At 48.2% G+C, this 22,524-nt stretch carries 23 protein-coding genes; 14 read left to right on the top strand and 9 right to left on the bottom strand.

Translation table 11 applies throughout. The features are described from left to right. Nucleotides 1-4: 4 nt before the first annotated feature. Genes hisA through hisIE form a run of 3 tightly spaced genes read left to right on the top strand, consistent with a single transcriptional unit; the run spans nt 5 to nt 2,129 of the window. The gene (hisA, locus tag EA26_RS15240) at nt 5-742 is read left to right on the top strand and encodes a 1-(5-phosphoribosyl)-5-[(5-phosphoribosylamino)methylideneamino]imidazole-4-carboxamide isomerase (RefSeq protein WP_039429668.1); all 738 of its coding nucleotides are present in this window, start codon (nt 5-7) and stop codon (nt 740-742) included. Further along, a complete protein-coding gene (hisF, locus tag EA26_RS15235) occupies nt 724-1,497 on the top strand; it encodes an imidazole glycerol phosphate synthase subunit HisF (RefSeq protein WP_039429666.1) in 774 nt (257 codons plus the stop codon). The genes hisA and hisF overlap by 19 nt, the downstream gene beginning before the upstream one ends. Further along, nucleotides 1,494-2,129, top strand: a complete 636-nt coding sequence (hisIE, locus tag EA26_RS15230; RefSeq protein ID WP_039429664.1) for a bifunctional phosphoribosyl-AMP cyclohydrolase/phosphoribosyl-ATP diphosphatase HisIE — start codon at nt 1,494-1,496, stop codon at nt 2,127-2,129. The genes hisF and hisIE overlap by 4 nt, the downstream gene beginning before the upstream one ends. Nucleotides 2,130-2,364: 235 nt before the next feature. On the opposite strand, the gene EA26_RS15225 is transcribed toward hisIE, so the two are convergent. From EA26_RS15225 to EA26_RS15210, 4 genes are all read right to left on the bottom strand, one after another. Further along, the gene (locus tag EA26_RS15225; RefSeq protein WP_039429661.1) at nt 2,365-2,865 is read right to left on the bottom strand and encodes a YchJ family protein; all 501 of its coding nucleotides are present in this window, start codon (nt 2,863-2,865) and stop codon (nt 2,365-2,367) included. Between the two features lie 65 nt (nt 2,866-2,930). Beyond that, on the bottom strand, nt 2,931-4,145 hold the full coding sequence (locus tag EA26_RS15220) for an EAL and HDOD domain-containing protein (protein ID WP_039429659.1): 1,215 nt from the start codon (nt 4,143-4,145) through the stop codon (nt 2,931-2,933). A gap of 121 nt (nt 4,146-4,266) precedes the next feature. Then, a complete protein-coding gene (gene lpxH / locus EA26_RS15215) occupies nt 4,267-4,995 on the bottom strand; it encodes a UDP-2,3-diacylglucosamine diphosphatase (RefSeq protein WP_039429655.1) in 729 nt (242 codons plus the stop codon). Nucleotides 4,996-5,055: 60 nt separating this feature from the next. Beyond that, nucleotides 5,056-5,550 carry a peptidylprolyl isomerase gene (locus EA26_RS15210; RefSeq protein ID WP_039429653.1) on the bottom strand — a complete coding sequence of 165 codons (495 nt, stop codon included), beginning with the start codon at nt 5,548-5,550 and terminating at the stop codon, nt 5,056-5,058. Nucleotides 5,551-5,750: 200 nt separating this feature from the next. Here EA26_RS15210 and cysS point away from each other — a divergent pair, with 200 nt between their 5' ends. Together cysS and EA26_RS15200 are read left to right on the top strand one after the other, a co-directional pair. Then, on the top strand, nt 5,751-7,133 hold the full coding sequence (gene cysS, locus EA26_RS15205; protein ID WP_039429650.1) for a cysteine--tRNA ligase: 1,383 nt from the start codon (nt 5,751-5,753) through the stop codon (nt 7,131-7,133). A 75-nt stretch (nt 7,134-7,208) separates the two neighbouring features. Next, nucleotides 7,209-7,787 carry a thymidine kinase gene (locus EA26_RS15200; RefSeq protein WP_039429648.1) on the top strand — a complete coding sequence of 193 codons (579 nt, stop codon included), beginning with the start codon at nt 7,209-7,211 and terminating at the stop codon, nt 7,785-7,787. Between the two features lie 52 nt (nt 7,788-7,839). Here the strand turns inward: EA26_RS15200 and EA26_RS15195 are convergent, their stop codons facing one another. Continuing rightward, the gene (locus EA26_RS15195) at nt 7,840-8,694 is read right to left on the bottom strand and encodes an NAD-dependent epimerase/dehydratase family protein (protein WP_039429646.1); all 855 of its coding nucleotides are present in this window, start codon (nt 8,692-8,694) and stop codon (nt 7,840-7,842) included. A gap of 133 nt (nt 8,695-8,827) precedes the next feature. Between EA26_RS15195 and EA26_RS21900 the strand changes: the two genes are divergently transcribed. Beyond that, complete coding sequence (locus tag EA26_RS21900) at nt 8,828-8,989, top strand: hypothetical protein (protein ID WP_160173462.1); 162 nt, start codon at nt 8,828-8,830, stop codon at nt 8,987-8,989. Here the strand turns inward: EA26_RS21900 and EA26_RS15190 are convergent. Further along, the gene (locus EA26_RS15190; protein ID WP_039429644.1) at nt 8,979-9,212 is read right to left on the bottom strand and encodes a TIGR02647 family protein; all 234 of its coding nucleotides are present in this window, start codon (nt 9,210-9,212) and stop codon (nt 8,979-8,981) included. The genes EA26_RS21900 and EA26_RS15190 overlap by 11 nt on opposite strands. Nucleotides 9,213-9,551: 339 nt before the next feature. Here EA26_RS15190 and EA26_RS15185 point away from each other — a divergent pair, with 339 nt between their 5' ends. Together EA26_RS15185 and focA are read left to right on the top strand one after the other, a co-directional pair. Next, nucleotides 9,552-10,916: a coiled-coil domain-containing protein gene (locus tag EA26_RS15185; RefSeq protein ID WP_226978261.1), complete on the top strand. Its 1,365-nt coding sequence runs from the start codon at nt 9,552-9,554 to the stop codon at nt 10,914-10,916. A gap of 236 nt (nt 10,917-11,152) precedes the next feature. Then, a complete protein-coding gene (focA, locus tag EA26_RS15180) occupies nt 11,153-11,995 on the top strand; it encodes a formate transporter FocA (RefSeq protein WP_039429643.1) in 843 nt (280 codons plus the stop codon). A gap of 42 nt (nt 11,996-12,037) precedes the next feature. Here the strand turns inward: focA and EA26_RS22475 are convergent, their stop codons facing one another. Then, nucleotides 12,038-12,166, bottom strand: coding sequence for a hypothetical protein (locus EA26_RS22475; protein WP_264299472.1), 129 nt, complete (start codon nt 12,164-12,166; stop codon nt 12,038-12,040). A gap of 775 nt (nt 12,167-12,941) precedes the next feature. On the opposite strand from EA26_RS22475, the gene torE reads away from it, so the two are divergent. The 4 genes from torE to EA26_RS15160 all read left to right on the top strand — a co-directional run bounded on the left by torE (nt 12,942) and on the right by EA26_RS15160 (nt 18,743). Beyond that, on the top strand, nt 12,942-13,118 hold the full coding sequence (torE, locus tag EA26_RS15175; protein ID WP_039431579.1) for a trimethylamine N-oxide reductase system protein TorE: 177 nt from the start codon (nt 12,942-12,944) through the stop codon (nt 13,116-13,118). A gap of 47 nt (nt 13,119-13,165) precedes the next feature. Continuing rightward, on the top strand, nt 13,166-14,350 hold the full coding sequence (gene torC / locus EA26_RS15170; RefSeq protein WP_039429641.1) for a pentaheme c-type cytochrome TorC: 1,185 nt from the start codon (nt 13,166-13,168) through the stop codon (nt 14,348-14,350). A 24-nt stretch (nt 14,351-14,374) separates the two neighbouring features. Then, the gene (torA, locus tag EA26_RS15165) at nt 14,375-16,837 is read left to right on the top strand and encodes a trimethylamine-N-oxide reductase TorA (RefSeq protein ID WP_039429640.1); all 2,463 of its coding nucleotides are present in this window, start codon (nt 14,375-14,377) and stop codon (nt 16,835-16,837) included. A 166-nt stretch (nt 16,838-17,003) separates the two neighbouring features. Beyond that, nucleotides 17,004-18,743: a glycoside hydrolase family 36 protein gene (locus EA26_RS15160; RefSeq protein WP_039429638.1), complete on the top strand. Its 1,740-nt coding sequence runs from the start codon at nt 17,004-17,006 to the stop codon at nt 18,741-18,743. Between the two features lie 47 nt (nt 18,744-18,790). Here EA26_RS15160 and EA26_RS15155 read toward each other — a convergent pair whose 3' ends face one another. Continuing rightward, the gene (locus EA26_RS15155) at nt 18,791-20,002 is read right to left on the bottom strand and encodes a putative manganese transporter (protein WP_039429635.1); all 1,212 of its coding nucleotides are present in this window, start codon (nt 20,000-20,002) and stop codon (nt 18,791-18,793) included. Between the two features lie 210 nt (nt 20,003-20,212). Here EA26_RS15155 and EA26_RS15150 point away from each other — a divergent pair, with 210 nt between their 5' ends. Both EA26_RS15150 and EA26_RS15145 read left to right on the top strand, forming a co-directional pair. Next, complete coding sequence (locus tag EA26_RS15150) at nt 20,213-21,118, top strand: manganese-dependent inorganic pyrophosphatase (RefSeq protein WP_039429633.1); 906 nt, start codon at nt 20,213-20,215, stop codon at nt 21,116-21,118. 142 nt (nt 21,119-21,260) lie between these two features. Beyond that, nucleotides 21,261-21,650: a DUF2750 domain-containing protein gene (locus EA26_RS15145; protein WP_039429631.1), complete on the top strand. Its 390-nt coding sequence runs from the start codon at nt 21,261-21,263 to the stop codon at nt 21,648-21,650. Between the two features lie 80 nt (nt 21,651-21,730). On the opposite strand, the gene EA26_RS15140 is transcribed toward EA26_RS15145, so the two are convergent. Next, nucleotides 21,731-22,519 (bottom strand): DUF2927 domain-containing protein, encoded by a 789-nt coding sequence (locus EA26_RS15140; protein WP_226978262.1) that lies wholly within the window; start codon nt 22,517-22,519, stop codon nt 21,731-21,733. Nucleotides 22,520-22,524: the final 5 nt, after the last annotated feature.

Below are 22,524 nucleotides of genomic sequence, written 5' to 3'. Positions count from 1 at the left end.
TAGTGTGATTATTCCAGCTCTTGATTTAATTGAAGGACAGGTCGTTCGCCTCTATCAGGGTGATTACGGCCAAGTCACCGAATACAAAGTCGACCCCGCAGAGCAGTTTAACTTGTACCACCAAGCTGGCGCCAACTGGCTGCACTTGGTGGATCTCACGGGGGCGAAAGACACCTCGGCACGCCAACTTGATTTGATTGCCAAACTGCTTGCCAGTACACCAGCGCATATTCAAATCGGCGGTGGTGTGCGCACAGAACAAGACGTAGTGGATCTGCTGGAAGCAGGCGCACAGCGCGTTGTGGTTGGTTCAACCGCAGTAAAACAGCCTGAATTAGTAAAAGGTTGGATGGAAAAATACGGCGCGGAGAAAATCGTTCTGGCGCTAGACATCAACATCGACCAAGACGGCACGCGCAAAGTGGCGATTTCTGGTTGGCAAGAAGATTCGGGCGTTACCATCGAAGCGCTGATTGACGATTACCTGACCGTCGGCTTAAAGCACGTACTTTGTACCGATATTTCCCGCGATGGCACCTTGGAGGGCTCTAATGTTGAATTGTATGTGGATTTGTGCAAACAGTACCCACAAGTGCAGTTTCAATCGTCTGGTGGCATCGGCTCGCTGGCGGATATTGAAGCTCTGAAAGGCAGTGGTGTGGCGGGCGTGATTGTTGGTCGAGCGCTACTTGATGGCAAGTTCAGCGCAGAGGAGGCATTTGCATGTTGGCAAAGCGAATAATTCCGTGTTTAGACGTTCGTGATGGGCAAGTGGTGAAAGGCGTTCAGTTCCGTAACCATGAAATCATCGGTGACATCGTTCCTCTGGCTAAACGCTATGCAGAAGAAGGCGCTGACGAGCTGGTGTTCTACGATATTACCGCTTCAAGCGATGGCCGCGTGGTCGACAAAAGCTGGGTGGCACGAGTAGCCGAAGTGATCGACATTCCCTTCTGCGTCGCTGGTGGGATTAAATCTGCCGAAGACGCAGCACGCATTCTTGAGTTTGGCGCTGACAAAGTGTCGATCAACTCGCCGGCATTGGCCAATCCGCAGTTGATTACCGACCTTGCGGATAAATTTGGCGTGCAGTGCATTGTGGTTGGCATCGACTCTTATTTCGACAAAGAAACTGGCCAATATCAGGTTTACCAGTTCACTGGTGATGAAGCGCGCACTAAAGCGACTCAGTGGCAAACCCGAGACTGGGTGCAAGAAGTGCAAAAGCGCGGCGCCGGTGAAATTGTGCTCAATATGATGAACCAAGACGGCGTGCGTAACGGCTACGATATTGAGCAGCTCAACATGGTGCGTGAAGTGTGTAAGGTGCCGTTGATTGCCTCTGGTGGTGCAGGTGCAATGGAGCACTTCGCACAGGCGTACCAAAAAGCCAATGTGGACGGCGCGCTGGCGGCATCGGTATTTCACAAGCAGATCATTAATATCGGTGAACTGAAACAGTATTTAAAACAACAGGGTATTGAGGTACGAGTATGAGTTTTAGTACAGCAGACGTGAACGCCCTGCAGGGACGGATTGATTGGCAGAAAGTCGACGGTTTGGTACCAGCCATCGTACAAGATTTTCAATCGAGCCAAGTGCTGATGATGGGTTACATGAATCAAGAAGCATTGGCAAAAACAAGTGAAACAGGGCAAGTGACGTTTTTCTCTCGCACTAAAGAGCGTCTTTGGACCAAAGGGGAAACCTCAGGCAACGTTTTGCAGTTGGTGAACATCGCGTTGGATTGTGACAGTGATACCTTGCTGGTCAAAGTGAAGCCGATCGGTCCGACGTGCCACACTGGCACGACAACGTGTTGGGATGGCGATGCGCAAGCGGAGTCACAAATGGTGTGGCTTCATCAACTTGAGCAGCTACTGGCTGCCCGCAAGAGTGCCGATCCTGACTCTTCCTATACCGCCAGTTTATACGCTCGCGGTACCAAGCGTATTTCGCAGAAAGTGGGCGAAGAAGGTGTTGAAGTCGCGCTTGCGGCGACGTCGGGCGATAAGGCGGAACTAGTGTGTGAATCCGCCGACTTGATTTATCACTTGTTGGTGCTTTTGCAAGATCAAGGCCTGTCGCTGAGTGATGTGATCAACAAGCTCAAAGAGCGTCATAAGTAAGGGAAGTTAAAGGTCCTAAGTTATAGGACCTAGATCCTAGGTAGGGTGCGCGGGGAGTCTTGCGCACTTTATTTATTTTAGCAAGTGTTATGGAATACAGATGCTTCGCTTACAGAATACGCAAATGTTGAAATATCTATTAAGTATATGAGCAATAATCCGTAATCCGTAATCCGTAATCCGAGATTTTAGGTCCTAGAACCTAGAATCTGCCTTTTAAACCTAGAACCTGCTTTCACCCACAACACTTCTTAAACTTTTTGCCACTACCACAAATACAGGGATCATTGCGCCCGACTTTCAAGCTGCTAATGGATTGACTAAGACGTGGGTCTGGCTCGGCTTCTTCGTCTGGAAACGTGCCATCAATGTAATACCAAAGCCCCTCTTCTTTAACGAAACGTGAGCGTTCGCTTAAGCAATATTGCTTGTCGTCTTCCTTAAAGTAGGCCTTGAACTCGACAAAACCTTCGTTCTCGTTGCTTCCCGCTTCTGCTTTGACCACTTCAAGCTTGCACCAATCATTCTCAATGGATTCAGCGATGCCTTCGCGCTGTTCTTCGGCATGGCAGCTTGGGTGGTAGGTATTCACAACGTAATCGACCAAACCCAACACATGAGCAGTGTAGCGCGAGCGCATCAACTGTTCCGGCGTTGTCGCATTACTATGATTACGGTGTGCTTTTTCACAGCAGTGTTGATAGGTGAGTTGAGAACCACAAGGGCATAAAGACATAACGGTATCCAGCTAAAATAGAAACACAAAGCCCTCGCTAGGAGGGCTTGCGGCAATATACTCGATTACGATGTTTGCGAAAGCAGTTCTTGTGTCCAACTAGTCGCTTGGCTGTAGGCTTTACACAACTGATTTTCACTGATATCGAGCTGTTGTTGATATCTGCTGGCCAGTTCCCAGTCCGCTTGTTCGTAAGCGATGATCATCGAGAGTAGATAGCCAAGCAATCCTTCTCGCTCGATAAGAGCAGTTTTGACTTCTTCGTCGACCGGAATGTCGTTCAGGATGTCGTTGAGTGGTTGGTCAAGCAGGGAGTCTAAAAGTGAAAATAGACCAGTTAGAAATGCTTGCCCCGGATCGTACTGCGCTTTGGTGTATCCAAGCAATAGTTCGCAAGCTCGAGCGCGTTGCACAGCGAGCGCGTAGAGCGAATCCGGCTTATCTTCTTGTACCGATGCCACCGCAACCAAAGAGATAAAGCGTCTTAATCTATCTTCACCAAGGTAAATTAGAGCCTGACGAAACGACTTAATTTTCGCCGCTAAGGTGTAACCCGAGTTGACATAGGTCATCAGCTTGTAAGAGAGCGTCACATCAATGGAAAACAGCCGTTCCACTTCATTAAAATCTATCGGCTCGTCGGCGATCTCTTTACAAAGTTGCACCACGGTGAGAAACGAAGGGTTGAGCTTCTTTTTCTGAATCATTTCTGGCTTACTAAAAAAGTAGCCTTGAAAATAGTGAAAGCCTGCATCGATCGCTTGTTCATACTCTTGATAGGTTTCGACCTTCTCTGCCAAGAATTCAATATTAAGGCGGGCGAGTGATCCAATATAGACGGCCGCTTTCTCAATCGGGACGATACGGATATCAAATTTAATAATGTGGATAAAAGGCAGAAAGCGTTTCCAAGCACGGTTCGGCACAAAGTCATCCAAAGCGATGCGATAGCCTGCACGGTGCAGCGTTTTAATCGCTTCAAGTAGTTCATCCGTCGGCGGACAATCTTCTAAAATCTCTACCACTAAGCTTTCTTTGGGAAACAGGGTAGGGACGAGATTGAGCAGGCTTTGATAGGGAAAATTAACAAAACCCAGTTTGTTGCCCAGCGTGCTGTAATGGGTGGACAAAAAATGATCGGACAGCAGACGGCTGGTAGCCAGCTCCGGCTCAACTTCAGGAAAGGTATTTTTCGGTCCATCCCTGAACAGGAGCTCGTAGCCAATCGTCTTTTTATTCCGGTTTAGAATGGGCTGTCGTGCAACGTATGAATACTTCAAGTGGTTTACTTAATCTGATCAACGCAGTGAGTTTGTCTTGATGATAGCGAGTTTTAACAAAAGATCTATGTTCAATACGACAGTTTGCCAACCCGGTCATCTCTTTACTTTTTGTTGTCTCTTAAGCGGTGAATGGCCGAGTTTGCAGCTCACACCGTTCTGCCGTGACACGTAAAACCGAGCCTTGTTGATACCAGTCGCCAAGAACAATACGTGTCATTTGTCCTTGCGCATTTTCGAAGTGATGGACGTTAGGTCTGTGGGTATGGCCATGAATCATCAGTGTAACCTGATATTGCGCCATCACCTTTTCGACTTCTTCCTGATTGACGTCCATAATCTCAAGTGATTTATGACTCTTGTCGTCGCGAACACCGGACTGGACTTTGGCAACAATACGCTTTTTGATCATCCAAGGAATGCGTTTAAACAGCCATTGCAGCCAAGGTTGATGCACGGTACGGCGAAATTTTTGATAGCTGACATCATCGGTGCAAAGAGTATCACCGTGTAAAATCACCGCCTTTCGTCCATACAGATCTATGGTAGTGACGTCTGCCAGCAGCGTTATGCCCGTTTGTTTGCAAAAGCGCTTACCCAGCAGAAAGTCACGGTTTCCTTGTACGAAATAAACCGCAACGCCGCTTTCGGTTAACCTTTTGAACTCGGAGCGAATTTGATTGGCAAACGGCGTTTGGTCATCATCGCCAATCCAAAATTCAAACAGGTCGCCCAAGACATAAAGGGCATCCGCGTGAGGCGCTTCATCACGCATAAAACGGACAAAACACTCGGTAATGTCGCTGCGTGCGGGACTAAGGTGCAGGTCTGAAATAAATAGTGTCGTCATAGAAATAAGGGGAGGCATTGCCTCCCCATCAACTCTTCGTGTTGAAAATACCGCGAGCTATTACGCGTGAATAGTGGTGCCAGTGATAACCACTTCTTCTAGTGGTACATCTTGATGCATGCCACGAGAACCTGTGCTCACACCTTTAATTTTGTTCACTACATCCATGCCTTCAACCACTTCACCAAACACACAGTAGCCCCAACCATCTAGGCTTTCAGAGCGGAAATCCAGGAAGGTATTGTTGTTTACGTTGATGAAGAACTGTGAGCTGGCTGAATGCGGTTCCATGGTACGCGCCATTGCGATAGTACCGATTTTGTTGCTCAAACCGTTGTTCGCTTCATTTTTGATCGGTGAACGGGTTTGTTTTTCACGCAGACCCGATTCCATGCCGCCGCCTTGAATCATAAAACCATCGATAACACGGTGGAACAGAGTGTTGTCGTAGAAACCGTCACGGCAGTACTGTAGGAAGTTCGCACTGGTTTCCGGTGCTTTTTCTTCGTTCAATTGAATCTTAATGTCACCAAAATTTGTGTGCAGGGTGATCATGCGCTGTTCCTTTACTGTTTTTGTCAAAATGAGAATTCTAGCCTAAGTTCAGTCGCATGCAAACGCAGTGCGAACATTTCGAGGTTTTGTGTCTGAAGTTTAGCCGTTTATCGTTTTATCGGTTAATTGCTATTACCTATTAGAGATTGAGTTGATATACTCGCCCTCCTGTAATTCATTCACAAGCTTAGATAGAGATCATGTTGAAGATATATAACACACTCACCAGACAGAAAGAGGAATTCAAACCAATTACGGCCGGTAAAGTTGGCATGTATGTCTGTGGGGTGACCATCTATGATCTTTGTCACATCGGGCATGGCCGCACGTTTGTGTCGTTTGATGTGGTTTCTCGTTACCTTCGCTACTTAGGCTATGACCTGACATTTGTGCGTAACATCACTGATATCGACGACAAGATCATCAAACGCGCAGCCGAAAACGGTGAATCGTGTGACTCACTGACCGAGCGTCTGATTGGTGAAATGCATGCCGATTTCGATGCCTTGAATATGAAGCGTCCGGATGTCGAGCCGCGTGCCACTCAATACATCCAAGAGATTATTGAGCTGGTCGAGAAGTTGATTGAGCGCGGTTTTGCCTATGTGGCCGACAATGGCGACGTGATGTTTGAAGTCAATAAGTTTGACGAATATGGCAAGCTGTCGAAGCAAGATCTGGATCAACTGCAAGCGGGTGCTCGCGTGGATGTGGAAACGGCCAAACGCTGCCCACTGGATTTTGTTCTGTGGAAAATGTCTAAACCGGGCGAACCAACGTGGGAATCGCCATGGGGCCCGGGTCGTCCGGGTTGGCACATCGAATGTTCTGCGATGAACTCGTCAATTCTTGGCAACCACTTTGATATTCACGGCGGCGGCTCGGACTTGCAGTTCCCGCACCACGAAAACGAAATCGCGCAATCTTGCTGCGCGCATGACACCAAGTACGTTAACACTTGGATGCACAGCGGCATGGTGATGGTCGACAAAGAGAAAATGTCAAAATCACTCGGTAACTTCTTCACCATTCGCGACGTGCTGTCTCACTACGATGCAGAAACGGTACGCTACTTCTTAATGTCAGGTCATTACCGCAGCCAACTAAACTACAGCGAAGAGAACTTAAACCAAGCACGTGCATCGCTTGAGCGCTTGTACACTGCCCTGCGTGGTTTGGATCTCAGCGCCGCACCAGCCGGTGGTGAAGAGTATGTAACGCGTTTTACCACCGCAATGAACGACGATTTCAATACCCCAGAAGCGTATTCAGTGCTGTTTGATATGGCTCGCGAAGTTAACCGCTTAAAAACCGAAAGCCTCGAGAAAGCGAGCGCGCTTGGTGCGCTGATGCGTGAACTGGCGGATGTGATTGGTATTTTGCATCAAGATCCAGAAGCGTTTCTCAAAGGCGATGCCGGTAATGACGATGAAGTGGCTGAAATCGAAGCACTGATCAAGCTGCGTAATGACTCGCGCGCGGCGAAAGATTGGGCTAACGCTGATTTGGCTCGCGACAGACTCAACGAGATGGGCATCGTTCTGGAAGATGGCCCAGAAGGGACGAGCTGGCGTCGCAAATAATTATATCTTTTTAAAAAGGGCTGATTATTCAGCCCTTTTCTTTGAATCTTTCACTTTTCATTTAGGTAGCAATCTGTGGCTCAGATGTATTTTTACTACTCAGCAATGAATGCGGGTAAATCAACAACGCTTCTTCAATCGGCATTTAACTATCAAGAGCGGGGCATGACGCCGGTTATTTTTACCGCCGCATTGGACGATCGTTATGGTGTCGGCAAGGTGAGCTCTCGCATCGGTTTGCAAGCAGAAGCGCATTTGTTCACTGGCGAAAGCGATCTTTATCATGAGATTGCCAGATTAAACCAAGCAGAAAAACGGCACTGTGTACTGGTGGATGAAAGCCAGTTTTTGTCGAAAGAGCAGGTCTATCAGTTGACTGAAGTGGTCGATAAGCTTGGCATCCCAGTGCTGTGTTATGGTCTGCGCACGGATTTTCTCGGTGAGTTGTTTGAAGGCAGCAAGTATCTGCTTTCGTGGGCTGATAAGTTAATCGAGCTGAAAACCATCTGTCACTGTGGCCGAAAAGCCAACATGGTCATTCGCACCGATGAGCATGGTAATGCCATTGCAGAGGGGGATCAGGTGGCTATTGGTGGCAATGATCGTTATGTGTCGGTTTGTCGTCAGCACTACAAAGAAGCGCTTGGCAAGTAACGTATTATAGGGCTGCCTTGAGTTTTTTATGGCAGCCCGTTGTCTAACCTTCTTACTGCCCCTTTGCCTCACTAGGCAGTGACAAGGCATCCAAAGTGGATTGATAGTGAAACTCAAACCCCAGCGAGAGCAGCTTTTCGGCGCTGATCTCTTTATCTGCTACATCGACTATCTCAGGTAACATCACGGGCATCCCTGCCGCGTCTAAAGCGCTTTGATAAAACGTCGCCTTATCGACGGTGCGCGGCGTTGTCACGTTGAGGATCTGATCATCAGCATGAGTGACGGCAAAAACCGCGGCACTCACGGCGTCTTGCTGATGCAACATATTGGCGGGTGCAAGGCGGCTCACTTGCTTTAAGTGTGCGACAAATCGTGCCGGATGACGTTGTGGTCCAATCAAGCCACTCAAGCGCAAAATGGTGAAAGGGTGGCCAGATTGAACGAGTGCGTTTTCTGCTTGCAGCATGATGCGCGCTTTGTCGCTAAATTGGTGATTATTTTGCGCTATCGCCAAATTGGCCGCATCTTCGACCATTTTCTCAGCACGATTTGGATAAACCGTGGTTGAGCTTATCATTATCACCTTAGTTGCAGGTGAGCTGCGAAGCGCATCGACAATCAGTTGCCAGTGCTGGGCATACTCAGCGCCTTGGCCCTTGCGAAAGCCGGGAGGAAAACAGCCAATGACCACGTCAAATTTTCTTGTATTGAGATAGTGGCTGAGCTGTTGGTGTGCATCAGAATGATTGAGATCCAGCGGCCATTTTCTGCTTTGGGGGAAATCGAGGCTTTCGAGCGCCTCTTGTGAGCGACGGGTAATAAACACCGTATGGCCAAGCGTTGTGAGTGTTTGTGCTAGAGGGAAACCGAGCCAACCCGTTCCAATGATAAGAATGTTTTTCATCGCTAAACCTTAAATCAATTTCTCAAAACAGTACTTATTGCAACATTAAGCGCATCTAAACAGTGTTCTGCTAAAAATGCCAGCCGAATTACGCTAACGCTTGCAAGTGGACTTTCTCCGTCAGCGAGTGAAAATGAATGAGAAGCTATTGGTCGAAAAACAGCTCCATATTGCCTTTAAAAACACGCCACTGGGAATTCAGTGGCGTGATACTTTTAATCAAGGATTGGCTCAAGTTGATAGGCTGGCCGTTATTGAGCGCGTTAAGCGTCTATTCAATACGACTAAGAACTGAGTACTCTAAGCGTACGCTCCGCATGCTCCGCGACTTCAATTCCTTCGTCGGTCAAATAACCGCCATCAATTTGTGTGCATAACCCTTTGTCAAATAGACGTTTTACCGCTTCTTGCGCCGATTGAGAGGCTTCTTTGTGAACTTTAATACCTGTGGCTGCGCTACTTAAATCGAACTGAAGTAATAGGTTCAGTTCTGCGATGTGCTCTTCGGTAAATTTCATGGACATACTCCGATTATCATTGTGGTTTCAACTTAGTACGACTGAGCGCGTCTGACAATGAATAAGGTCAAGAAATGTTAAATGCCTGAAAGATTGTGCTTCATTTTGTGCACTGAAAAAGCCTTTATACAAGAAACGCTGTTTTATTATTCGTCTAATCAATGCAACGTATTATTTGCCCATCAGTTGTATTATATTTAGGAAAGTTTATGAAATGAGCGGTGTGTTGGTTGCAACGTCAACGCGTTTTTGTAAGTGGTTGTCGACCCAGTCTGTGTGGCAATACTTTTTCACCAGAAAGCAAAAAAGCAGCCAATGAGTCGTAGAAAAGGAAAAACAATGAAAAAGATGAAATTAGCATTGGCGGTCTCAATGCTGTTGACGATTGTTGGCTGCCAATCCACTCCAGAAGAGAACGCGACGGCGAGTGAAACCAACCAAGCAAGCCAAGATACCAGTGCGCCATTTAAGGGTGTGCAAAAGTCTCACAAGTACTGGGTTGAGACTTTGGCAGAGGTGAGTGCTCTTAATATCTATGCGCCAGAAAACTACCGTGATCTGCTCAATGCTTGGAAAGAAGCTGGCAAGATCTATGCGGAAATAGAGAAAGAGCCGTCACTTGCGGGTAAAAGCTACTCACTCTTTTCGAGCGATACTTATGCGCAAGCGTACGATGAACAGATTAAATTGGTTGAGCAAAACTATCGCGCTCTAGAAACCTTAAAACAAAAAGCAGACGTTATTCTGGCCGATTCGATTGCTCAGATGGAGTATCTCGATGAGATCGACGCGGTGAGCTACTACAAAGCGGATTACGATCGCTTGGCGGTTCAGTACAAAAAACTCTTCACTTATGTGGTGGTCGATGAGCTCCAAGACGCTCAAGCGAAGCAGGTGGAGTTCCTCAACAACGCTAAACAACTTGAAATCAAAGTCGTTAAGAAAATCTACATTCTTCCGCTACAGCAAGAACTGAAAACGTTGAAGAAAGAAGATTTTAACGAAGTTGCGCCAGTGAGTTTTGCGACAGCGGAAAACGTGGTGAATATTGCGGCCAATATCGCGCAGACCAACCCACGTGACAAAACGGCGATCGAGCAAGCTGTGTTTAATGCGAAGTTTGAAATCGAGCACGTTAAGCAAGTGACTCACCAAGTGAAGTTATTGGCTTCAGTGAAAAGTAATCGATTCGAAAGCTCCGTATTGGAAATCGAGAACAAGTTGCTAGCGATTTCAAAAGCCGTGGATGGTTCTGACTACCGCAACGTGATGTTGCGTGAGCAGGCAGAGAAAATTTTAGCCAGTGTGGAAAGAATGCATGCCGCCGATAAGACATCGGATTTAGCCGATGAAGTGGCAGCCCTAAAACGCACAGTGGCTGAACTGAATGCGAAAAGCAGCGAGCAACAAAAAGCGCTAGAGAAAGCCAGCAAGCGCGAAGCTTCTCTACAAGCGCAAATTGATCGCGAAGCATCGCACATCAAGAGCCTTGAAGAGCTGATTGCGAATCTGAAACAGCAGTTAGCGCTGAGCCAAACTATTCCAGCGAAAAACGCCGCCGATACGCCTGCACAAGCAGAAACTGCCGATGTTGTAGAAGGTGTTGATGCAGCGGTAGCAGAAGCACCTGTAGCGGAAACGCCTGTAGTAGAAACGGAAGCGGCAGCAGTAGATGAAGTGGTAGAAACCACAGTCGCTGAGTAGTGTTCAACCCCTTATCCTTCGCCCTGATATTGGTTTCATTATCAGGGCGTTTTTGTATTTGGCATCCCTGAAGCTTGTTTTTTAACAACAAAAGGGATCTACAGAGTGTGATGGACGATTGTTTTATCGTCACGAAAGCAACAAATTTTGTAAGCATTCCAAATGCCCCTTGAAAAAGTCTGGAAAAGGAGAGATTATCCGCGCCATTCGGAATTGTTTCTAAATGTAACTCGTCAATGAACTTCAATCAGTTTGATTCGCTACTGCCACCTCAGGCTGCTGAAAGAGCGGCTGAAATCGGTGAAGGCAAAGCAACTAAAGACCCAGTGAAATCTTTTTTACTCGCTATATCTGCGGGTATTCACATTGGTATCGCGTTTGTTTTCTATACCACAGTCACAACCGGCGCTGGTGATCTCCCTTGGGGGATGACGCGTTTAGTCGGGGGCTTGGCTTTTAGTTTGGGCCTGATTTTAGTTGTGGTGACGGGCGGAGAACTTTTTACCAGCTCGGTACTTACTCTTGTGGCAAGAGCAAGCGGAAAAATCTCATGGCGGGTGCTGTTTAAAAACTGGATGGTCGTGTACGTGGGCAACTTGGTTGGGGCCATTTGGTTGGTGGCTTGTATGCTGACCACCAAACAGTACATGTTTGACCACGGACAAGTCGGGCTAAACGCCATGGCTATTTCCCAACACAAACTGCATCACGGTTTCTTTCAAGCCGTAGCGCTTGGCATCATGTGTAACGTGCTGGTTTGTATTGCTGTTTGGATGACTTTCAGTGGTCGTACGCTAACCGATAAAATCACGGTGATGATTTTACCTGTGGCGATGTTTGTCTCGGCGGGTTTTGAGCACTGTATTGCCAACATGTTTCAGGTTCCGATGGCGGTCGGCATAAAGCTGTTTGCGCCAGCGGAATTCTGGCAAATCACCGGCGCGAATATCGCTGACTATGCTGATTTGACCATGAGCAATTTCTTAATCAATAACTTACTGCCAGTGACGTTGGGGAACATCATTGGTGGCGGTGTGTTTGTCGGTATGTGGTATTGGTTAATCTACCTAAGAGACTGATAAACAATAGGGCAGGCGCGAGTCTGCCCTTTTTTATGCATGTCATGCCTGAAATTCAATCCACTCCTTGAGTTCGACCAACTCTTCGGGTTCATGTTTGAGCCAGTCTAAAACTCCTTCCTCTAACTCATTTTCGTGTCGGTGCAAGCTTGCCACGCCAAAAGTTTCCATTATCAAATGTCCTTATTGAAGCCATTGCTAAAACGATAGTGGCTGGATATTACAAAAGTGTGATTTGCACATCAGCAAGCGGAGCCTAGCGACAACGCAATGGCGAGAAAGATATTCAGGTTATCCACATTTTCTGTGGATAACTTGTCGCAAAGCGCGTGTGTATCTTTTTATTCGCTAACTTATCTAAAAATAACAAGTTAATCATTGCTTATCTGGGCGTTTTAGTTGCGATTTTATGTTGGAAAAATGGCGATAACGGCATCATTTCTGTTATTTGGTAGAAAATGCGTTGGCTAAAGTAATTAATCGTCAATGAAGTGGCTTACCAGCAGAAATGGGACAAGCATCTGTAGTGCAAAATAGGTCTATTTCCGACGTATATTTCGCAGCGAGAGCGCTTTTTGGCGATATGGGAATTTAGCATCTGCACTACAAGTTTTTTACATGCACACGTTTCTTAACGGCGAACTTCCCTACTTTTGCCATGAAATTCTCTTACGTTTCGCATTTTAATGTTTCACTAATGTTTCCGTTTTAACGAGTTTGCAAACACAGTAATTTGTCACATTTTTTCATAAGTTTATACATGAAATATCAATCAGACACATCTCTGGATGAGCTCAAAAAAGTGTTGAATAACAGGCGCTGAAAGCCGAGATTTGATTGAACCCTACAAATGGAATGGTCTAACATTTTGCTAAAGATGACGTTAAAAACCTCGTCGCATTCGATTGAGGTAAGAAAAACAAACCAATACAAAGTAGGCAAATGTATGAGTGATGTTAACAAAATTGAGAGTGGTGAAAAACGCTCCCTAGAGTGGCAATCCTTTCTCTTCATTACGGTCGTTCTCTTTCCTGCGTTAAGTATCGCTTTTGTCGGCGGGTATGGATTTATTGTCTGGATGCTACAAGTGTTCTTTTTCGGTCCTCCTGGCGGTCACGGCTAATCCTTAACCTCAGTCCATATCTTCGACACGTTTTTAGAGAACAAACCATGAAATCTATGATCATTAAAATTTGGCGCACTATGTCGCGCCCGGCGATGCATATCAGCTTGGGGGTGTTGACTATGGGCGGCTTTCTCGCTGGGGTAATCTTCTGGGGCGGTTTTAATACGGCCTTGGAAGCAACCAACACAGAAGAGTTTTGCATCAGTTGCCATACGATGCGCGACAACGTTTATCAAGAACTGCAAGAGACGGTGCACTGGAAAAATCACTCAGGCGTTCGTGCCACTTGCCCAGACTGCCATGTTCCGCACAACTGGACGGATAAAATTGCACGCAAAATGCAAGCGTCTAAAGAGGTGTTTGCACAGGTTTTTGGTAACTACGATGAACCCGGTGTATTTGAAGCTCGCCGTATCGAATTGGCTAAGCATGAGTGGGAGCGTTTCTCGGCCAACAAATCGCTTGAGTGCAAAAATTGTCACGATTATGACTCGATGGACTTCTCGCTGATGTCGCCGACTGCGCGCATTCAAATGAAGCAAGCAGCAGAGAAAGATCAGAGCTGCGTCGATTGTCACAAAGGCATTGCGCATAAGCTGCCAGCGGGTATGGACAGCATTGGCGGCATCGTTGGCGACTTAGAACAGATGGCCTCCAATACAGATTACTCGGTCGGAAAAGCACTGGTGAGTGTGCGCCATCTGCCACTCTATTTTGACGCTCAGGGCACCAACGAAGCGGGCCTACTGAACCCGGCATCTACAGTTAAAGTTTTGCAAGCGAAAGGCGAATATGTCGAGGTTGAGATCGATGGCTGGCGTAAAGCCAAAGGGTTTGGCCGTGTTATCCAAGAGGATTTCGGCAAAAACATTGCAGTGGCCTCGCTATTAAAAGAAGCCTCACTGGATGACAAAATGGTGACTACGGGCGAAGAAAAAATCGATGAGCTCACGGGTCTGCCATGGGAAAAAGTAGCGGCGAAAGTGTGGCTCAAAAAAGAGTCCATGCTCAATGACATCAACCCTGTGTGGGAAAAATCGAGCGAAGCGTACAAAACCAACTGCTCGGTCTGTCATACCCAACCAGATGAGGCGCATTTTGATGCTAACACCTGGCCGAGTATGTTCGATGGGATGTTGGCGTTCGTCAACCTCGATACCGACAGCGAAGCATTGATCCTCAAATATCTACAGAAGCACTCTTCAGATTATGCTGAAGGTCATCACTAATAAGCCTTGGATGGAGTAATTTACATGGCGATTACGCGAAGAAGTTTCCTCAAAGGGGTTGCAACGACAAGCGCAGCCTCAGTTATTGGTCCTAGCTTATTAGCATCGGCTTCGGCACACGCGGTAGAAACCACTGGAACTTGGAAGGTCTCTGGCTCTCACTGGGGCGCATTTCGCGCCCACATCTATGCGGGTAAAGTGCAAGAGATCAAACCGCTTGAGCTGGACAAAAATCCGACCGAAATGCTCAACGGCATTAAAGGCATCATATACAGTCCATCGCGCGTTCGCTATCCGATGGTGCGCTTAGATTGGCTGAAAAAACATAAGTACAGTGCGGATACACGCGGCAATAACCGTTTTGTACGTGTGACTTGGGATGAAGCGTTAGATCTGTTCTATCGCGAACTTGAACGGGTGCAAAAAGAGTACGGACCTTGGGCGCTGCACGCAGGCCAAACAGGTTGGAACCAAACGGGGTCATTCAACAACTGTACGGCGCATATGCAGCGCGCTGTTGGCATGCACGGTAACTACATTACCAAAGTGGGCGACTACTCGACTGGTGCGGGTCAAACGATTTTGCCGTATGTACTCGGCTCCACCGAAGTGTACGCGCAAGGTACCTCTTGGTCTGAGATTCTAGAAAATGCTGACAACATCATTCTGTGGGCGAATGATCCGGTGAAAAACCTGCAAGTGGGTTGGAACTGTGAAACTCATGAGTCGTTCGCTTACCTTGAGCAGCTAAGAGACAAAGTCGCGAAAGCTGAGATCAAGGTGATCTCGGTCGATCCGGTGAAGAACAAGACGCAGCGTTATCTGCAAAACGAACATTTGTACGTGAACCCGATGACCGACGTCCCATTCATGTTGGCGATTGCGCACGTGTTATACAACGAGAATCTGTATGACAAGAAATTCATCGAAACCTACTGTCTCGGTTTTGTTGAGTTTATCGATTATGTTCAGGGTAAAACCAAAGACAAAGTGGCGAAAACACCGGAATGGGCAGCAGAGATCTGTGGCGTGCAAGCAGACAAAATCCGCGAGTTCGCGCGCATGTTGGTTGGCGGGCGTACGCAAATCTTGATGGGCTGGTGTATTCAGCGCCAGGAACACGGTGAGCAGCCCTACTGGGCGGCAGCGGTTCTGGCGGCGATGATTGGCCAAATTGGTCTGCCGGGTGGGGGCATCTCTTACGGTCACCACTATTCAAGCATCGGTGTGCCGTCGACGGGTTTTGCCGGCCCCGGCGGTTTCCCGCGCAACCTAGATACTGGCATGAAACCAAAATGGGACAACAATGACTTCAATGGTTACAGCCGTACTATCCCCGTAGCGCGTTGGATCGACTGTCTGCTAGAGCCAGGTAAAGAGATCAACTACAACGGTGGCAAAGTGAAGTTACCGGATTTCAAGATGATGGTGATTTCCGGCTGCAACCCATGGCACCATCACCAAGATCGCAACCGTATGAAGCAAGCATTCCAGAAGCTACAAACCGTAGTGACGATTGATTTTGCTTGGACGGCAACGTGTCGCTTCTCCGACATCGTGTTGCCCGCGTGTACCCAGTGGGAGCGCAACGACATCGACGTATACGGCTCTTACTCAAGCCGCGGCTTGATTGCGATGCACCGTTTGGTGGATCCTCTGTTCCAGTCGAAGCCCGATTTCCAAATCATGAAGGAACTGACGGAACGTTTCGGTCGTAGCGAAGAGTACTCACGCGGTATGAGTGAGATGGATTGGATTCGCAGCCTCTACAACGACTGTAAGAAAGCCAATCAAGGCAAGTTTGAGATGCCAGAGTTCGATGAATTCTGGGAAAAGAGTGTGCTGGACTTTGGTCAAGGCAAACCTTGGGTTCGTCATGCCGACTTCCGTCAAGATCCGGAAATTAACCCGCTTGGCACACCATCAGGCTTTATCGAAATCACGTCGCGTAAGATTGGTCGTTACGGCTATGAGCATTGCCAAGAGCACCCAATGTGGTTTGAAAAATCGGAGCGCTCGCACGGTGGCCCGGGCTCGGACAAACATCCGTTCTGGTTGCAGTCGTGCCACCCAGACAAGCGTCTGCACTCGCAAATGTGTGAATCCGAGGCGTTTCGTGCCACGTATGCTGTGCAAGGTCGAGAGCCTGTCTACATCAACCCGCAGGATGCTAAGGCCAAAGGCATTAAACAGGGCGATTTAGTGCGCGTGTTTAACGATCGTGGTCAACTGCTGGCTGGGGCCGTTTTGAGCGACAGTTATCCGCGCGGTGTGATTCGAATTGAAGAAGGGGCATGGTACGGTCCGCTGAGTGAAAAATTGGGGGCGATGGATACCTATGGCGACCCAAATACGCTGACTCAAGATATTGGCTCGTCTGAGCTAGCTCAGGCGACCTCGGCCAACACCTGTATTGTCGATTTCGAGAAATTCACGGGTAAAGTCCCTCCGGTGACCTCATTTGGTGGGCCAATAGAAGTGGCTTAAGCATTGACGTGTTATCTACCAGCCTTCGGGCTGGTATTTTTTTAGCGCTTTCTCATGGTTGAAATATGCTCAGTCAGTACAAAGCGTGAGACAGCTAACACAGTGCGGAAGGCGTGTTGTTTGATAATAAAATTATCAACCTAAGAAGAAAGAAAAGAAGAAAGCCATGATGCACACGTTAGCCAACCATATTGAGTTCGAACTTATCGACGACGACCTCGCCGTTTGTATCGGGCAAAACCAAGCCCATTTTCGCTATCAAGGCATTCACGCCCGCACGGTAGGTTCGCGTTTGGTGCTGTTACAAACGCCGTTTAACTTTCCGGCTGAAGCACAATTGCATGGCGATGGGTTTCAAATGTTGGCGCAAACGGGCGGCACACGTCAGCATGTTGTTGATATCGGTCGCTGTGCCGACAATAGCGAGCAATATCGCCTCTATCCCGCCCACGCAAACAAACGTTACTACAATACTCTCGTGGTCGAAGAGCCGAACGGTTACACCTTGTTTGGCTTTACCTCTTGTCACCGTTTTGCTGGCTATTTTGAATTGGTCGAAAACGGCCACACGTGGCAGTTGTTGGCGTGTCTTGACGGAGAAGAGACTCAAGTCACCGATTGGACCAGTAATATGCTTGAGTCGCTGACCATTCTCACTGGTGAGTCACTGTCGTCTCTCTATGCCGAATACGCGGCGATGATTGGTAAACATCACCCAGCGCGCCGCGGAGTGACACAAACCGCGCCCATCGGCTGGTGTTCGTGGTACGCCTATTATGCTGACGTGACGGAGCACGACATTCACGCCAATTTGCAGCAGATGGAGGACTATTTGCCGGATCTCGAGTGGGTACTGCTGGATGATGGTTATCAGGCGTTTATGGGCGACTGGCTGACGCCTTCGGCAAAATTCCCCTCAGGCATCAAACAAGTGATTACCGATATCCGCGCCAAAGGTAAAAAGCCCGCCATCTGGCTTGCCCCTTTTATTGCGCAGCCCGAATCACAGCTGTTTCGTCAGCATCCCGACTGGTTTGTTCGCCATGCCGATGGGCATCTCCTTAAAGCTGAAGAGATCACCTATGGCGGCTGGCGCTGTACGCCATGGTATCTGCTCGATACCTCACATCCTGAGGTGCAAGACCACCTAACCCAAGTGGTGAAAACCATGCGCGAAGAGTGGGGTGTGGAGCTGTTTAAGCTGGATGCAAATTATTGGGGAGCGCTCAAAGGTCATCGCTATATTCAAGGTATCACCTCGGTCGAAGCGTATCGACTTGGTATGCAGGCCATCGCCAAAGGTGCGGGAGAGGCGTGGCTGCTAGGCTGCAATGCGCCAATGTGGCCGTCGCTTGGTCTGGTGGATGCTATGCGTGTGTCCGACGATGTTGAACGGCATGCGGCACGTTTTGAGCAAATCGCCAAAGAGACTTTCTATCGCAGTTGGCAGCATCGTAAGTTGTGGCAAATCGATCCAGATTGCGCCACGTTTACTTCGCTCTCCAATCAGGGCGCAAGTCACGCAGACTATGAGTTTCATCGCACCGTGCTACTTGCCAGTGGTGGTTTGCTACTGAGTGGCGATCCACTGCCGGAGCTCTCCGCTTTTGCCAAGTCCAGCCTGAGTAAATTGATGGTGCGGCAGAAACACAATCAGGAAGCGGCGAAATTCACCGCGCTCAGTCTCGATCACGCTTTTTTGAAACTCACAGAGCACAACGATCTGCACTGCTTGTTCAATTATCATGGGCAAGAGGAAAAAACTATCACCTTGATCGCCGACACTCCCGTGTATTGGTATGACTATTGGACACAAGAGCGGTTAAGCGAAGAACCCTGCCAGATGTTTATTTTGTCGCTGGCCAAGGGGCTAAACGCCAAAGCGATTTTTACGCACCGAAAATAGCGAATAGCGCCCCCCTCGCGAGAGGGGGGCACGGCCGATAAAGTGGTTTACTCAAACAGAAACAGATAACCATAACCGACCAAAAACGCCGGGATAGACGAGTAAATCGTCGCAATCAAGGCCGCTTTGGGCGCCATCGCAATCGCAGGGAAGAGCGCATCACCGTCATTAGAAATGGCATTTGCCAATTGTGCTGACAAAGGAACTGCGCCAGAAAGGTACAAACTTGTGACCAAAATCTGCGGACCGCATCCGGGCAGCATACCAACCGCTAAACCAACCAGCGGCATCCATAATCCCCAACCTGCCAGCGATTCGGTGAGATTGATGCCGGAAAAATGGTTGAACAGCTCAAAGGCGAGAAAAGCCATGATTACCCAAGCGCTGACGAAATTGGTGTCTTGCGCCGCTTTTTGCATTGGGTGTGAGCCCGCCTTTTTGTCATCTTCAGCCACCGTCGACTGGTAATCCTGTAACTCTTTGGTGAGCGCCCAAAGCAACATACAAACAATGGCTAACACAGCACCCAGCCATTCAATGCGCTCTTCACCAAGGCCCAACCACTGATTGATATCAACTTGAAATGAGCCAAGCAGGGCAACGACAGCACCTGGTACAATCATCCATTGCCAGAACATGCCTTGCAGATTAATCGCATGCTGCTGCACCTGAGTAAGATCTTCAGACGTTTTTTGGCACGAGACATCACACACCGCTTTTTCAGGTTTGTTTGGACGCAGAAAATCATCGGCATGAAAGTAGTTTACCGTCAGGCCCGAAAGCGTACCCACTACTACACCAAGAGCAACCACACCCAACCCAGTGATGGGCTCGCTGGCCAGCAAAAGAAACGCCGCATCGCCCATAGTGGCGGTCAATACGGCAACAATAGCGCCAAAGCCAATTCGCCCGCTGACAAACTGAGTGGTGACGACAATCGCACCGCCACAGCCGGGTAGCGCGCCTAACAGGGCGGCAAACAATACCTGATAGTTCCGAGAATAATGGTACAAACGGGTTAGGGCGTTATCTTTTTTCACCACAAGCGCCAAGTAATGATAAATCACTAAAGTGAGCGCGACATAACAAGAGACAGCCCAAAATGAGTCAGATAAGGCGGCAACCGTCAGGGCTTGAGTGCTTGGCGTCACCAGTAAAGCGACCAGGAATACAGGTAACACCAGACGTTTGTACGCAAAGTGAAACTGTGAGAGATAAAATGGATTTGTCCATTGTTGTACAGATTTCGTCATCTCCATAGGCACCTCACCACATACAAATAGGAATTATTCTCATTATATGTAAATGACAATTATTCTCAAATGATTTCATGCCCTTTGTTTGAAACAGCGCTTTTCTTGTTTTCGGCCAATGACATTCTAAAAAAATCAGGTAAAGTATGCGGCTTTGTGAGCATACCCGCTGAGCGGTAGCGTGGCGGGAATAACAATATTGAGATAGGAAAGACAATGATTCTAGTTGTAGGTCATAAAAACCCGGACAGTGACAGCATTTGTGGCGCTTTGGTGGCAACTGAGCTTTTGAAAGCTCGTGGCCTTGAAGCGAAAGCGATTCGCCAAGGCGAAATCAACCGCGAAACTCAACACATTCTTGAAACCGCTGGCGTTGACCAGCCAGAACTGCGCACCAGTGTTGCAGGTGAGAAAGTGTGGCTGGTTGACTACACGGACTTGGCTCAAGCGCCAGATGACATCAACGAAGCAGAAATCTTGGGTATTGTTGACCACCATCGTTTGGGCGACGTGATGACTGTCAATCCACTTGAAGCATGGATCTGGCCTGTAGGCTGTACCTGCACCATTTTGTTCAACCTGTTCAAAATGGAAAATGCGCCAATTACACGTGAGCTGGCAACACTGATGATGTCTGCCATTCTTTCCGATACCGTTGGTTTCGCTTCTCCAACTTGCACGGAAAAAGACAAAGCGGCAGTGATGGAGCTGGCAGAATTGGCTGGCGTGGCGGATCTTGATAAGTTCATCAAAGATCTACTGATTGCTAAAACAGACATTGAAGGATTGTCTGCGGCGCAGTTGGTGGAAAAAGATCTTAAAGCTTACCCATTTAATGGCCGTGATGTGGTGGTTGGTCAGGTTGAACTGGCGACGCTTGAGCAGGTTGATGGCATGATTAATGCGCTTGAAGCGGATCTGCAACGTCGTTGTGACGAGCAAGCGCTGGCGTTTGCAGCCGTGATGCTCACCGACATCACAACTGCGCAGACACGTTTGATTTACAAAGGTGAATGGGCTGAGAAATTGGCAAAACACGAGAAAGACGGTTTGCTGATGATGGAAAACACCTTGAGCCGTAAAAAACAAGGCTGGCCTTGGCTGCAAGTTGAGCTGGCTTAACCTGCGGATGAGCGCGGAGTGTTTGCACTCGCGCTGGTAGAAGTATGGGGATTACCCCATAATGGAAACGCCCATTTGCGACCGCAGGTGGGCGTTTTTACTGGTCAATTTTGACCCATAACGGCACGAGCGGAGATTCGCCATGACGACCCCTTTATCTCAAGATCAAATCCGAACTATCAACAGCTACGACCAAGAGCAGCGCCTGCGTTACTGCATTAAAGAGATTGTTGCCCAGCGCCAAGTGTGGATCCTCACCGATGAGCATGGCTGTGTGATGCTCAACAGTGACGAAGACGAGTGCGTGCCAGTCTGGCCAAACAAAGAATTTGCCGAAGAGTGGGCAACCGGCGATTGGCAAGAGTGCCAGGCGGAGTCTATTTCGCTCAATAAATGGCACAGCCGTTGGACGCAAGGTTTGGAAGAAGACCAACTGTCGGTCGCAGTTTTTCCTAGTATCAACGAAGAAGGGGTGATTCTGTTCCCTGACGAGTTCGATTTTGAGCTGAAAAAACAGGCCGCTCGCAAATAAGCTGGCTGACAGAAAAGTGATAAGTATAGAAACGGCGCATGTGAGCGCCGTTTTTATTTCAAGCAGTATTTTTCGCCCAATCAGTAACCTACTAGCGCAAAAAGCTCCGCACTCTTGGCCGTTTTAACCGCGTTTTTCAAGGTACCATCGTGCTCGAACTGACGTAAAACCCGCTCAATGACGGGTTTGACTTCGCTTTCTGACATGCCTGCTTTAATTTCTGGATGATAGAGCAGGGTAATCAATACCACATCCAGCGGTGACAGCAGCTCTTCCGGTGAGTGGTCATTAAATATCGAAGGATAGGCCTCATCAGAATCATTCGGTAAGCCAAGCACTTGGGTAATCTCTTCCACCACGCAGGCGACCAACTTGCCATATTCTCGCGCCTTATCGACCGGGATCACCACAGCGCCAGAATAGATCGCGCCATTTTTTTGCTTGAAGCCTGCTTTACAAATGGCGCTGGCGAGCTCTTCGTCAGACGCTTTGCCTATCCATTGACTCACCACTTGTTGATAGTTTGCTTCTTGAGTGAACACCCAAACCACGTTGGCTTTTTGTCGGCTATTGGTGACTTCAATCGTCAATCCCGTGAGTTGTGCTAAATGGGCGATGTGCATTTGTAGCAGTTGATTGTGCAGCGCTTGGTCACCAACTTGATGCTCAACAAAAATAGAGATGGGATCTTGCCATTTGCGGATGGGCTTTTCGCCTGGGCTGTATTCGTCACGCAACGCCACTTGAATAAAGGCATTTTCGATATACGCCGGGTCAAGCCAAGTCTCGATATTTGGGGCAGAGTACAGGGCGGGAGAGAAAAGCAGCGCAAGAAATCCTTTCCACAGCGACTTCATCTTGAGATTCATTAGTG

This window comes from Vibrio navarrensis (assembly GCF_000764325.1).
Taxonomy (GTDB): Bacteria; Pseudomonadota; Gammaproteobacteria; order Enterobacterales; family Vibrionaceae; genus Vibrio; species Vibrio navarrensis.
This window is presented reverse-complemented; position numbering and strand designations above follow the sequence as displayed.

Coding starts and splice junctions, on each gene's coding strand:
- focA (WP_039429643.1), top strand. CDS start 11,153: ATGAACTTCAATCAGTTTGATTCGCTACTGCCACCTCAGGCTGCTGAA.
- EA26_RS15155 (WP_039429635.1), bottom strand. CDS start 20,002: ATGGAGATGACGAAATCTGTACAACAATGGACAAATCCATTTTATCTC.
- cysS (WP_039429650.1), top strand. CDS start 5,751: ATGTTGAAGATATATAACACACTCACCAGACAGAAAGAGGAATTCAAA.
- EA26_RS15185 (WP_226978261.1), top strand. CDS start 9,552: ATGAAAAAGATGAAATTAGCATTGGCGGTCTCAATGCTGTTGACGATT.
- EA26_RS21900 (WP_160173462.1), top strand. CDS start 8,828: ATGAATGAGAAGCTATTGGTCGAAAAACAGCTCCATATTGCCTTTAAA.
- EA26_RS15225 (WP_039429661.1), bottom strand. CDS start 2,865: ATGTCTTTATGCCCTTGTGGTTCTCAACTCACCTATCAACACTGCTGT.
- torC (WP_039429641.1), top strand. CDS start 13,166: ATGAAATCTATGATCATTAAAATTTGGCGCACTATGTCGCGCCCGGCG.
- EA26_RS22475 (WP_264299472.1), bottom strand. CDS start 12,166: ATGGAAACTTTTGGCGTGGCAAGCTTGCACCGACACGAAAATGAGTTA.
- lpxH (WP_039429655.1), bottom strand. CDS start 4,995: ATGACGACACTATTTATTTCAGACCTGCACCTTAGTCCCGCACGCAGC.
- hisF (WP_039429666.1), top strand. CDS start 724: ATGTTGGCAAAGCGAATAATTCCGTGTTTAGACGTTCGTGATGGGCAA.
- EA26_RS15145 (WP_039429631.1), top strand. CDS start 21,261: ATGACGACCCCTTTATCTCAAGATCAAATCCGAACTATCAACAGCTAC.
- EA26_RS15195 (WP_039429646.1), bottom strand. CDS start 8,694: ATGAAAAACATTCTTATCATTGGAACGGGTTGGCTCGGTTTCCCTCTA.
- hisIE (WP_039429664.1), top strand. CDS start 1,494: ATGAGTTTTAGTACAGCAGACGTGAACGCCCTGCAGGGACGGATTGAT.
- torA (WP_039429640.1), top strand. CDS start 14,375: ATGGCGATTACGCGAAGAAGTTTCCTCAAAGGGGTTGCAACGACAAGC.
- torE (WP_039431579.1), top strand. CDS start 12,942: ATGAGTGATGTTAACAAAATTGAGAGTGGTGAAAAACGCTCCCTAGAG.
- EA26_RS15160 (WP_039429638.1), top strand. CDS start 17,004: ATGATGCACACGTTAGCCAACCATATTGAGTTCGAACTTATCGACGAC.
- EA26_RS15140 (WP_226978262.1), bottom strand. CDS start 22,519: ATGAATCTCAAGATGAAGTCGCTGTGGAAAGGATTTCTTGCGCTGCTT.
- EA26_RS15190 (WP_039429644.1), bottom strand. CDS start 9,212: ATGAAATTTACCGAAGAGCACATCGCAGAACTGAACCTATTACTTCAG.
- EA26_RS15150 (WP_039429633.1), top strand. CDS start 20,213: ATGATTCTAGTTGTAGGTCATAAAAACCCGGACAGTGACAGCATTTGT.
- EA26_RS15210 (WP_039429653.1), bottom strand. CDS start 5,550: ATGATCACCCTGCACACAAATTTTGGTGACATTAAGATTCAATTGAAC.